7 protein-coding genes are annotated in these 12097 nt (G+C 65.2%); 2 read left to right on the forward strand and 5 right to left on the reverse strand.

Annotated features, from left to right (window positions below; genetic code table 11):
* Positions 1-123: 123 nt before the first annotated feature.
* From ACEN2S_RS16565 to ACEN2S_RS16580, 4 genes are all read right to left on the reverse strand, one after another.
* Positions 124-2658 carry a putative PEP-binding protein gene (locus ACEN2S_RS16565; RefSeq protein ID WP_441867915.1) on the reverse strand — a complete coding sequence of 845 codons (2535 nt, stop codon included), beginning with the start codon at positions 2656-2658 and terminating at the stop codon, positions 124-126.
* 75 nt (positions 2659-2733) lie between these two features.
* A complete protein-coding gene (gene glyS, locus ACEN2S_RS16570; protein ID WP_441867917.1) occupies positions 2734-4794 on the reverse strand; it encodes a glycine--tRNA ligase subunit beta in 2061 nt (686 codons plus the stop codon).
* Complete coding sequence (locus ACEN2S_RS16575) at positions 4775-5272, reverse strand: DUF6446 family protein (protein WP_441867919.1); 498 nt, start codon at positions 5270-5272, stop codon at positions 4775-4777. The genes glyS and ACEN2S_RS16575 overlap by 20 nt, the downstream gene beginning before the upstream one ends.
* On the reverse strand, positions 5269-6204 hold the full coding sequence (locus ACEN2S_RS16580) for a glycine--tRNA ligase subunit alpha (protein WP_441867921.1): 936 nt from the start codon (positions 6202-6204) through the stop codon (positions 5269-5271). Before ACEN2S_RS16580 ends, ACEN2S_RS16575 begins: the two co-directional genes overlap by 4 nt.
* Positions 6205-6396: 192 nt before the next feature.
* Here ACEN2S_RS16580 and ACEN2S_RS16585 point away from each other — a divergent pair, with 192 nt between their 5' ends.
* Positions 6397-8367 carry a trypsin-like peptidase domain-containing protein gene (locus tag ACEN2S_RS16585; RefSeq protein WP_441867923.1) on the forward strand — a complete coding sequence of 657 codons (1971 nt, stop codon included), beginning with the start codon at positions 6397-6399 and terminating at the stop codon, positions 8365-8367.
* 90 nt (positions 8368-8457) lie between these two features.
* Here ACEN2S_RS16585 and ACEN2S_RS16590 read toward each other — a convergent pair whose 3' ends face one another.
* A complete protein-coding gene (locus tag ACEN2S_RS16590) occupies positions 8458-9906 on the reverse strand; it encodes a TrkH family potassium uptake protein (RefSeq protein ID WP_441867925.1) in 1449 nt (482 codons plus the stop codon).
* Between the two features lie 341 nt (positions 9907-10247).
* Here ACEN2S_RS16590 and ACEN2S_RS16595 point away from each other — a divergent pair.
* On the forward strand, positions 10248-12097 hold a 1850-nt coding region (locus tag ACEN2S_RS16595; protein WP_441867927.1), incomplete at its 3' end, for a pyruvate carboxylase.

The following is a 12097-nucleotide window of genomic DNA, read 5'->3' on the forward strand; positions in this document are numbered from 1 at the left end:
GCAAAATTACAACATAACCGCAGCGGGAACCGGCGGAATGTCGCTCAGACGGCGGAATACCCCCGTCACCTATACGTGAAATAACGCGAACTGGGCGTGATTTCTAGGGGTATTCGTACATTTTTAAGATTTTTTCGGGGCCAGGAGCGCGAAATGTGCCGCCGCGAGTCGCGCAACCGGAACGCGAAAAGGCGAGCAGGAAACGTAGTCGAATCCCGCTGCCCGGCAGAAGGCAATCGATTCGGGGTTGCCGCCATGCTCGCCACAGACCGAAATCGTCACGTCGGGACGCCGTTCGCGCCCGCGCGCGGCCCCCATCAGCAACAGCTCCCCCACCCCTTCCACGTCCAGAATGTGGAAGGGATCCTCGCGGTAGACGCCCTGGCTGACATAGGTGTTCATGAAACGCCCGGCATCGTCGCGCGACAGACCATAGGTCATCTGCGTCAAGTCATTGGTGCCAAAGGACAGAAAACTTGCGTGCTCGGCAATTTCGCCCGCGCGCAGCGCCGCGCGCGGCGTCTCCACCATCACCCCGAGGCGATAGGTAAAGGTCGCGCGCATCTCGTTTTTCACCGCCGTGGCCACGGCATCAATCCGCGCCTTCACCAACTCGACCTCGCGCTGCGCCGAGACGAGCGGGATCATGATCTCGGGCACCACCGGCGCGCCGCGACGGCTGGCCTCGACCGTGGCCTCGAAAATGGCGCGGGCCTGCATGTCGTAGATCTCGGGCACAGTGATTCCCAGCCGCACGCCGCGCATCCCCAGCATCGGGTTGAATTCCGACAAGGCCTCTGCCCGGCGGGTGACTTCCGACAGCGGCCGGTCCAGCGCCTCGGCCAGTTCACGCATCCCGTCGCGGTCATGCGGCAGGAATTCGTGCAAGGGCGGATCGAACAGGCGGATGCAGACCGGCTGCCCGGCCATGATGTCAAAGAGCGCAATGAAATCAGCGCGCTGCATCGGCAACAGCCGGTCGAGCGCCACTTTGCGGTCGCTGGAAGTATCGGCAAAGATCATCTCGCGCATCACGGTCAGACGGTCTTCGTCAAAGAACATATGCTCGGTGCGGCAAAGACCGATGCCCTCGGCCTCAAAGGTGCGGGCGGTGCGCGCATCATCGGGCGTGTCGGCATTGGCGCGGATGCCGATGTCGCGGACGTTGTCGGCCCAGCGCAACAGGGTGCGGAATCCGTCATCCAGCGCGGGTTCCAGCATTTCCGCCGCCCCCGCCAGCACTTCGCCATTCGTCCCGTCCACGGTGATGATGTCACCCGCGCGGAACACCCGCCCGTCCTCGGTGGTCAGGGTGCGCTCGCGCCCCGACATATGCACCTGCGAGGCGCCGACGATGCAGGGCAGCCCCAGCCCGCGCGCGATCACCGCCGCATGGCTGGTCATGCCGCCCCGCTCGGTCAGCACGGCAACGGCGGCATGCATCCCCCGGATATCCTCGGGCGCGGTTTCGCGCCGCACGAGGATACAAGGCTCATCCCGCGCGGCCGAGGCCTGCGCATCGGCGGCGGAGAACACGATTTTACCGGTGGCGGCACCCGGGCTGGCGGCAATCCCTCTGGCGATCCGGTCGCGCGGCGCGCGCGGGTCGACCTGATAGTGCAACAGCTCCGACAGCGCGCGCGGCTCCACCCGCAGCAGGGCATCCTCGCGGCTGATGATCCCGTCATGCGCCAAGGCCACTGCAATCTTGACCTGCGCGCGCGACGAGCGCGCCACGCGGGTGGCGTCAATGATCGACAGCTTGCCGGTCTCGACGGTGAATTCCAGCTGCATCTCTTCGCGCAGCTTGGCCCGGCTGGCGGCACCATGGCGGATCAGATCGGCAAAGATCTCCGGCGCCTGCTCCTCGAGCGAGGGGCCTCGCGGATCGCGGGTCAGGAACAGCGTCTGCTGCGCCGCCTTGCGGCCCTGACTTTGGCCGCGGAATCGGCCGGTGACCTGCGCCGCCCCGGTGACATTATCGACAAACTGGATGGTGCCCGAACCGGAGAAGCCCGGCCCGATCCCCAGCGCCATATCCTGCACCACCAGACCCAGCGCCGCCTCGCCCGGCGCGCCCTTGGCCTGCCGCAACAGCCGCGCCGTGGTGCTTTCCCAGGCCCGCGCCATCGAGCGCAACACCTCGGTCAACTGCCGCGCCGGGCTTTGCGGAAAGCCCTCGTCGGTTTCCGCCTCATAGGCGGCGAGTGCCGCCACCAGCGCCGCCCCCGAGGGTTCCGCGGCAAACATATCGGGATCGAGCCGCGCCACATGGATCGCGTAAAGCTGCACGAAACGCAGATAGAGCGCATCCGCCGCCTCGGCCCCGTGGCTCGCGCGCAGGGCCGCATGGCGGGCGTCGTTCATGCCGACGTTCAGCACCGAACCGGGGCCGCCCCAATCGGGGTTTTCCGGGCTGGGGCGGACCGAGACCAGCATCCCTTCGCCGAACATCGAAGCGAGACGCTGGGTATCCACCAGCTGCCCCGCCGCAATCGCGCGCACGGTTTCAGCGGGCAAGGCCACGGTGCGCGGCACCGGCAGATCCATCCGAATCAGCCGCTGCAAGCATTTCGCCCGCCAGCCATGCCGCGCCACGCTGATCGGAGCCGCGGGCTCGATTTGAGTAAACTCAATGAAATCAGCGTGTTTCTGCATTGCAGCAAACTCCGTTACTGCTTGCAGCATACGCTGACTTTGCGGTGCCGCAAGAGGCGTTTCCGGATGGGGGAATCAGCCCTCCACCCGGGTAAGATCGGCCACACTGAGGCAGATCTGACGGATCCGGCTCAGCAGGTTCAGACGGTTGCGGCGCACCACCCCATTTTCGGCATTGACCTGCACTTCGGTGAAGAAGCCGTCGATCGGGGCCCGGAGTGCTGCCATGGCCGCCATGGCCGCCGCGAAATCTTCGGCTGCAATCGCCGGAGAGATCGCCGCCTCCGCCGCATCCAGCGCCGCGAAGAGATCGCGCTCGGCGTCGACTTCGGCAAATTTCAGATCGGCACCAAAGGAATATTCGACGCCATCCTTGGCCTCGGCCTGGCTGAGGATGTTGTTGGCGCGTTTGAAGCCCTGAATGAGGTTCACCCCATCGTCGGTTTTCAGGAAGGCCGCCAAAGCCTCGGCGCGTTTCACCAAGAGCGTCAGATCGTCATTGCCCGGCATCGCCAGGCAGGCGTCAATCACGTCATGGCGGATGCCCTGCTCTTTGAGGAACACCTTCAGGCGGTCGTGGAAGAAGGCGAGGAGGTCGGCCGTGTCACAGCCCGGCTGCGCCGCAGCAAACACCGCCGACAGCGGCAGCGTCAGCGCATTCGCCAGCACCAGCCGGATCACCCCCAGCGCGGCGCGGCGCAAAGCGAACGGGTCTTTCGACCCCGTCGGCTTTTCGTCAATCGCCCAGAAGCCGGTCAGCGTGTCGATCTTGTCGGCCAGCGCCACGGCGACCGAGACCGGCTCCGACGGCACGGCATCCGAGGGGCCGAGCGGCGAGTAATGGCCCTTACAGGCCTCGGCCACCGCCTCCGGCAGACCGGCGGCGCGGGCGTAATAGCTGCCCATCAACCCCTGCAACTCGGGGAATTCGCCGACCATCGCCGATTGCAGATCGGCCTTGGCCACCCGCGCGGCCTCGGCCGCCAGATCGGGGGCGGCACCAACCTTCGGCGCGATTTCGCGCGCCAAGGCCTCGATCCGTTCGATCCGCGCGAGCTGGCTGCCCAGCTTGTTGTGGAAGGTGACATTGGCAAGGCCCGCGGCCATCCCCTCCATCCCTTCCGACTTCACCCGGCGCAGGTCGTTCTCCCAGAAGAATTTCGCATCCGACAGCCGCGCCGACAGCACCTTGAGGTTGCCCTTCAGCACGGTGGCACCCTGATCCGCCGTCTCGCGGTTGGCCACGGTCACAAAGCCCTCAATCCGCCCGGTTTTCGGGTTGCGGACCGAGAAGAACTTCTGATGCTCCTTCATCGAGGTTTGCAGCACCTCGGGCGGCAGGCCCAGAAACGCCTCGGCAATATCGCCCATCAGCACGACAGGCCATTCGACGAGACCGGCGATTTCAGTGAGCAGGCCCTTGTCTTCGACCAGCTCCAGCCCGCGCGCGAAAGCCATGTTCTGCGCATCATGCCAGATCACCGCCTCGCGCTCGGCGCTGTCGAGGATGACATGCGCGCGTTTCAGCTTGGCGCGGTAATCGTCGAAGGAGGACACCACAAAACGCCCCGGCGCCATGAAACGGTGCCCTTCGGTGGTGTTGCCCGAGGTGATCCCATCCACATCCAGCGGCACCACCTCGGCCCCGGCTTCATCACTCAGGATGCACAGAATGGAATGCAGCGGGCGCACCCAGCGCAGGGAACCGCTGCCCCAGCGCATGGATTTCGGCCAGGGGAAATTGCGGATCGTGGCTTCCAGCACCTCGGCAATGATCTCGGCGGCCTTGCGGCCCGGCTTGGAGATCACCGCGAAATAGACCTGGCCCTTTTTATCGTCGCGCACTTCCAGCTGTTCGAGCGTCAGCCCGGTCGAGCGCAAAAAGCCGTCAATCGCGGGCTGCGGCGCGTCGGTTTTCGGGCCTTTGCGCTCTTCGCGCACCATGGCGCTCTCGGCACTCAGGCCCTCCAGCGTCAGACACAACCGGCGCGGGGTCGAGAAGGCCCCGGCGCTGGCATAGGTCAGCCCGGCCTCGACCAGACCATCGGTCACCAGTTTCTTCAGATCTTCCCGGGCGCGGCCCTGCATCCGGGCCGGAATTTCTTCGGAGAAGAGTTCAATCAATAGATCCGGCATTTTTCGTCTCCGCATTCGCATTCAACTGGTGCCAGGCATAGGCCCGCCCGTCAGGATAGACTGCCACGACGCGGTCAACGTCGGGGTGGATGTTGCTTTCGGCCAGAAAAGCCACCGCTTTGCCGGTTTCCAGATCGCTGCCGATGCGGGTGGCATCAAAGCAGCCGAACCAGTTCGGGGCGTTCAGCGGGGTGGGCTGGTCGTAAATCGTATAGGTCTCGGTCAAGAGTGCCAGCGAGAGCGGCGTGGTAAAGCAGCCGCGAAAGCGCAGGGGCGAGCTGTCGGAATCAATGCCCTCAAAGCCTTCGGTCAGAATGTCCTCGGGCTGGCCGCTGACCACCGAGGTCAGCCGGATCTCGGCCGCGGGCGCGCTGGCCTGCAACCGGTTGTAATAGGCGTATTCCTGCACGTAATACATGACGCCGCCCGCCAGAAGCGCTGTCAGCACGATGAAGCCTCCGACGATCTTGCCATTCACGCCGTCACCTCGGCGGCCAGCGCGCCCCCCGCCGGGGTGGTCACAAAGGCATCGGCGCATTGCTTGGCCAGCGCCCGGACCCGGCCGATATAGGCCTGCCGCTCGGTCACCGAAATCACCCCGCGCGCGTCGAGAAGGTTGAACAGATGCGAGGCTTTGATGCATTGGTCATAGGCGGGATGCGCCATGACGATGCGGCGGCCTGCCTTGTCCTCGGCCGGGGCCGCCAGAATGCGTTCGCATTCGGCCTCGGCATCCTTGAAATGCTGCAAGAGCATCTCGGTGTCGGCCTGATCAAAGTTCCAGCGGCTGTATTCCTGTTCGGTCTGGCGGAAGATGTCGCCATAGCTGAGCGCGATCGGCGAGGCCGGATCGTTGAACGGCATGTCCATCACATGGTCAACGCCGAGCACATACATCGCCAGCCGCTCCAGCCCATAGGTCAGCTCGCCCGAGACCGGTTTGCAATCATGGCCGCCGACCTGCTGGAAATAGGTGAATTGCGAGACTTCCATCCCGTCGCACCAGACCTCCCAGCCCAGCCCCCAAGCGCCCAGCGTCGGGCTTTCCCAGTCATCCTCGACGAAACGCACATCATGCATTTCAAGATCAATCCCGATCGCCTCAAGGCTGCCGAGATAGAGCGCCTGCATGTCCTTCGGCGAGGGTTTGATCAGCACCTGATACTGATAATAATGCTGCAAGCGGTTCGGGTTCTCGCCGTAGCGCCCGTCGGTCGGGCGGCGCGAGGGCTGCACATAGGCGGCGGCCCAGGGCGTTGAGCCCAGCGAGCGCAAGGTGGTCGCCGGATGAAAGGTGCCCGCCCCCACTTCCATGTCATAGGGTTGCAAGACCGCGCAGCCCTTGGCTGCCCAATAGCTCTGCAAACGCAGAATGATCTCTTGAAACGAGCGGGGCGGGGTCTTGGTCATTCAGGGCTCCTGACGCAGCAAAGCGCCCTTTCCCTAGCCAAGGGGGGCGTGAGGGTCAATCGGCGCTTGCGCGCTTGTGCGCCGATTGGCCGGGATTTGGGCGCTTTCGGGGTGACGGCAGGAAACTTCCTGCTACTTTACGCGACAAATGAACGGCGCCGACGAACAGGCGCGGAAGACAAAGGTAGTGATATGGGGTTTGGAACACGCGGTGCAGCGCGGTTGATCGGGGCGGCAATCTCGACGGCCATTTCGGGGGCGGTCTTTTCGGCGGTGCTGGCGGGAACGGCCTGGGCGCAATCGGCCTGGGTGCAGGTTGAGGCGCAACCGAGCCTGCGCGAGGGCGAGGCACGGGCGCAGGACTGGTCCGCCACCTTCCCCAATGTCGCGGGCTTTGCGATGTCCACCGGCTGGTATGCCATTGCCCTTGGCCCCTACACGCCAGAGGATGCGGCGCAGCAGCTGAAACTTTTGCGCGGTGAGCGGATGGTTCCCGCCGACAGCTATGTCACCGATGGCAGTAAGTTCCGGCAGCAATATTGGCCGGTCGGCATGCCGCGCCCGGCACCCGAGCCCACCAACCCCGGCGAGGTCGCGCCCGCTGATCCGCTGGCGGCAAACGCCCCGGAGACCGCCGCCCCGACCGAACTGCCCGCGCTCACCGCGACGGAGGCGCTCGGCGGCGATACGACAACGGGTGATGCGACAGCAGGTGGTTCGACAACGGGTGGTGCCGCCACCGTGCCGCCGCTGCCGGCAGAGCTGCTGGTCGGCACCGACACCGCCACCGCCACAGCCCCGGTGATGCCGGGCGCCGCGGCTTTGGGATCGGCCTTGCCCGACGAAACCCCGCAAGAGGCCGCCGCCTCCGAGGCGCTTCTGGACCGCGAGGGCAAGATGGCCCTGCAAGAGGCGATGAAATGGCAGGGCTTTTACACCGCCGCCATCGACGGCTCTTTCGGGCGCGGCACCCGCGCCTCGATGGCCGCCTGGCAATCGGCGCAGGGGTTTGAGCCGACGGGCATCCTGACCAGCGCCCAGCGCAGCGCCCTTCTGGAGGCCGTAGCCGAAGAACGCCGCGCGCTTGGCCTCTCCCGCGTCACCGAAAAAGAAGCCGGGATCGAGATCGACCTGCCGCTGGGGCTGGTGGAATTCAGCCGCTATGACCCGCCCTTCGTGCATTTCGAGGCCCGCGATGGCTCGGGCGTGACCGTGCTCCTGATCTCGGAACCGGGCGATCAGCAGACGCTGAAGGGTCTATACGACCAGATGCAGACCCTGTCGCTGGTGCCGCTGGAGGGCCCGCGCAGCCGCGAGCGGGGCGGCTTCAGCCTGACAGGCAGCAACCCCACCCTCACCTCGCATACGGAAGTCACCCTGAAGAACGGGCTGATCAAAGGCTTTACCCTCGCCTATCCGACCGCGAAAGACGCCGAGATGCAGCGGGTGCTGGCGGCGATGCAGGCCAGCATGACGCCGCTCGGATCTACCGCGCTGGACGACAGTCTGGGCGAGCCGCTGCTGGAGCCGAAAGCGGGGCTGATGTCCGGGCTGGAAGTGCGCACGGCAAAACTCTCGACCTCGGGCTTTTACATCTCGGATCAGGGGGCGGTGCTGACGCTGGCCGGAACCGTGGCCAATTGCGCCCGGGTGACGGTGGATGGCGATGAGTTCGACACCAATTTTATTGATGCCGACAAGGGGATCGCGGTGCTGACGCCGAAACAGCCGCTTGCGCCGAAGGGTGTCGCGGCCTTCCAAACCGATGTGCAGCGCGCGGGCAGCGATGTGGCGGTGGCGGGCTATTCCTATCCGCAGGCGATGACCGCGCCGGTGCTGACCTTTGGCACGCTCGCCGATCTGAACGGCCTGACCGATGGCGCGGCGCGGATGCGGCTGGCGCTGAAGGCGCTGCCGGGCGATGCGGGCGGCCCGCTCTTTGACCGCACCGGCGCGGTGATCGGCATGCTGACGCCGCCGCCGCTGGATCCCGCGCGCCTGCTGCCCGCCGATGTGACCGAGGCGCTGGAGGCCCCGGCCCTTGCCCCCGATCTGTCGGTGCATGGGTTCGCGCCGCTGGCCGCCACCGACACGGCGATTCTGGCGCCCGAAGATCTGATGCTGAAGGCGCAGGCGATGACCGTTCAGGTCTCGTGCTGGTGACCCCGCGCTGACGCGGCGGGCCGGGTGACCGGCCTGCGCAAAGCCCCCCTGCCCGATCAAAGCCCCGGTTCCGCCCGGGGCTTTTTCGCATCAGCGCCGCCAGAACCGCGGCAAGAGCAGCACCAATACCGAGACCAGCTCCAGCCGCCCCAGAAACATGCCAATGATCATCGCCCATTTGGCGGTGCCGGGGAATTGGTTAATCGCGCCGTTGCCCGAGACCTCCGGGCCCCAAGCCGGGCCGACATTGGCAATCGAGGTCCAGGCCGCGGTGATCGCCGTGCGCGTCTGCAGGCCCGAGAGCGAGAGCACCACGATCAGCACGCCAAACGTCAGGATGAACAGGGTGAAGAACACCATCACCGAATCCACCACCTCATCCTCCACCGGCCGGTTTTGCAGCCGCACCGGGGCCACGCGATGCGGGCTGTGCAGCCGCCGGATCTGCGCCTTGATCGCCTGCAACAGGATCAGCCAGCGAAAGACCTTGATCGAGCAGCCGGTCGAGGCCGTGCAGCCCCCGATCAGCCCGGTGATGATCAGCACCACAAAGGCCAGATGCCCCCAGGTGGTGATGTCCTCCGAAGCATAGCCCGTGCCCGAAAAGATCGAGACCACGTTGAAGGTGACTTCGCGCAGGGTGGAGAACAGCGGCGCCTCGTGGCGCATCACGCGGTAGAGCACAATCACCCCGATCGCATAGGCGGTCCAGCGCAGATAGGCGCGCACCTGCACATCCTCCCAGAACGGCCGCACATGGCCTTGGGTGATCTGCACAAACCGGATGAACGGCATCGAGGCCAGGATCATGAACAGCGCCGAGGCATATTCGAGCGACCCCTCATAGCGGGTGAAACTGGTGTCGTAATTCGAGAACCCGCCGGTGCTCATGGTGGTCAGCGCATGCATCACCGCGTCAAAACCGGTCATGCCCAGCATGAAATACACCGCCGCACAGCTCAGCGTCAGCGCGACATAGAGCCGGATCATCGCGGTGGAAATATCCAGCGCGCGGGGCAGGATCTTGCCCAGCGTGTCAAACCCTTCCGAGCGGAAATACTGCATGCCGCCGACCTTCATCACCGGCAGGAAGATCATCGCGACGATGACGATCCCGAGGCCGCCCAGCCATTGCAGGATGCCGCGCCAGAGATTGGTGCCGGGGGGCAGCTCATCCAGCTTCAGAAAGGCGGTGGCCCCGGTGGTGGTCATCCCCGACATCGCCTCGAAATAGGCATCGGTAAAGCTGGCCCCCGGCGCGCCGATCATGAAGGGCAGCGCCCCAAACAGCGGCAGGGCCAGCCACACCCCGGAGGTGAGCAAGAACCCCTGCTGCAGGGTCAGCATATGCGACACGGTGTTGTGCGAGGCCAGCGCGATCAGCCCGCCCGAGGCCGTGGTGACAATGGCGGCTTCGGCAAAGCTGCGCCAATGCTCGTTCCCGGCAGACAAATCCACCGTCATCGGCAGCAGCATCGCCAAACCCAGCACTGCCACCAGCAGGCCAATCACATATCCTACCGGGCGCAGATCCATCATGCCCCTGATTGAGCCGGGCACGCCGCGCGTGTCAAGCCCAAGCGCTCGGGACCGGGCAATCAGCCGGGTGATTCTGCGGGGTGATTCTGCGGCAACAGCCCCCGGCGGTGCTGCAACTGCACCCACCCGCCCCCGCAAGGCAGCAGGCGCGGGCCAATGCCGGGCAGGCGGTACTGTTAGCGCAAACAGCCCAATGGCCTTTGACATAAGGCGGGAAGCACGCGAATCGCTGCGCGGCCATGCGAAGCTGTCGTGAAACTGTCTTTGATGACGTAATCTTGCTTGCGCTGCAGCGCGGCATCACTAAGCTTCCCGGCAACATCCACCCGAGGGAGGACCTGATGTTCCGTAAAATTCTGATCGCCAACCGGGGCGAGATCGCCATCCGCGTGATGCGTGCCGCGAATGAATTGGGCAAAAAGACCGTTGCGGTCTATGCCGAGGAAGACAAGCTCTCGCTGCACCGGTTCAAGGCGGACGAAGCCTATCGGATCGGCGCGGGCCTCTCGCCGGTGGGCGCCTATCTCAGCATTGACGAGATCATCCGGGTGGCCAAGGAATCCGGCGCGGATGCGATCCACCCGGGCTATGGCCTCCTGTCGGAGAACCCCGATTTCGTCGAGGCCTGCGCGGCGAACGGCATCACCTTCATCGGCCCCAAGGCCGAGACGATGCGCGCGCTGGGTGACAAGGCCAGCGCCCGTCAGGTGGCGATCAAGGCGGGCGTGCCGGTCATTCCCGCCACCGATGTGCTGGGCGAGGATTTCGACGCGATCAAGGCCGAGGCGGCCGAGGTGGGCTATCCGCTGATGCTGAAAGCCAGCTGGGGCGGCGGCGGGCGCGGCATGCGGCCGATCCTGAACCCCGAGGAGCTGATCGAAAAGGTCCGCGAAGGCCGACGCGAGGCCGAGGCCGCCTTTGGCAATGGCGAGGGCTATCTGGAAAAGATGATCCTGCGCGCCCGCCATGTCGAGGTGCAGCTTCTGGGCGACACGCATGGCGGCCTTTATCACCTCTATGAGCGCGACTGTACCGTGCAGCGCCGCAACCAGAAGGTGGTCGAACGCGCCCCCGCCCCCTATCTGACGCCCGAGCAGCGCGCCGAGGTCTGCGAACTGGCGCTGAAAATCGGCCGCGCGGTCGGCTATCAGAACGCGGGCACCGTCGAATTCCTGATGGATATGGACGATGAGAAGTTCTACTTCATCGAGGTCAATCCGCGGGTGCAGGTTGAGCATACCGTCACCGAACAGGTGACCGGCATCGACATCGTGCAAAGCCAGATCAAGATCGCCGAAGGCATGACGCTGGCCGAGGCCACCGGCACGCCGAGCCAGGCCGATGTGCATCTGCGCGGCCATGCGCTGCAATGCCGGGTGACCACCGAGGATCCGCAGAACAACTTCATCCCCGATTACGGTCGCATCACCGCCTATCGCTCGGCCACCGGCATGGGCATTCGTCTGGACGGCGGCACCGCTTATGCGGGCGGGGTGATCACCCGCTATTATGACAGCCTTCTGGTCAAGGTTACCGCCCATGCGCAGACGCCGGAACAGGCGATCAGCCGGATGGACCGCGCCCTGCGCGAATTCCGGATTCGCGGCGTCTCGACCAACATCGACTTTGTCATCAACCTGCTGAAACACCCGACCTTCCTCGATTACTCCTATACGACGAAGTTCATCGACACGACGCCCGACCTCTTCACCTTCAAAAAGCGGCGCGACCGGGCGACCAAGATCCTGACCTATATCGCCGACATCACGGTGAACGGGCACCCCGAGACCGCAGGCCGGGCGAAACCCGCCGCCGAGGCGCGCCAGCCCAAGCCCCCCGCCGTGAAGGTGGAACCGGCCTATGGCACCCGCAACCTTCTGGAGGACAAGGGGCCGCAGGCCGTGGCCGACTGGATGGCGGCGCAGACCAAGCTTCTCCTGACCGACACCACGATGCGCGACGGGCACCAATCGCTGCTCGCGACCCGCATGCGCTCGATCGATATGGTGCGGGCGGCGCCCTCTTATGCCGCCAACCTGCCGCAGCTTTTCTCGGTCGAATGCTGGGGCGGCGCGACCTTTGACGTGGCCTACCGCTTCTTGCAGGAATGCCCTTGGCAGCGGCTGCGCGACATCCGCGAGCGGATGCCGAATGTGATGACGCAGATGCTGCTGCGCGCCTCGAACGGGGT

This window comes from Phaeovulum sp. W22_SRMD_FR3, assembly GCF_052113705.1.
Classification (GTDB): domain Bacteria; phylum Pseudomonadota; class Alphaproteobacteria; order Rhodobacterales; family Rhodobacteraceae; genus JBGQOG01.

Excerpts from the sequence above, each read along its gene's own strand:
- ACEN2S_RS16565 (WP_441867915.1), bottom strand. The coding sequence starts at position 2,658 with ATGCAGAAACACGCTGATTTCATTGAGTTTACTCAAATCGAGCCCGCG.
- glyS (WP_441867917.1), bottom strand. The coding sequence starts at position 4,794 with ATGCCGGATCTATTGATTGAACTCTTCTCCGAAGAAATTCCGGCCCGG.
- ACEN2S_RS16580 (WP_441867921.1), bottom strand. The coding sequence starts at position 6,204 with ATGACCAAGACCCCGCCCCGCTCGTTTCAAGAGATCATTCTGCGTTTG.
- ACEN2S_RS16585 (WP_441867923.1), top strand. The coding sequence starts at position 6,397 with ATGGGGTTTGGAACACGCGGTGCAGCGCGGTTGATCGGGGCGGCAATC.
- ACEN2S_RS16590 (WP_441867925.1), bottom strand. The coding sequence starts at position 9,906 with ATGATGGATCTGCGCCCGGTAGGATATGTGATTGGCCTGCTGGTGGCA.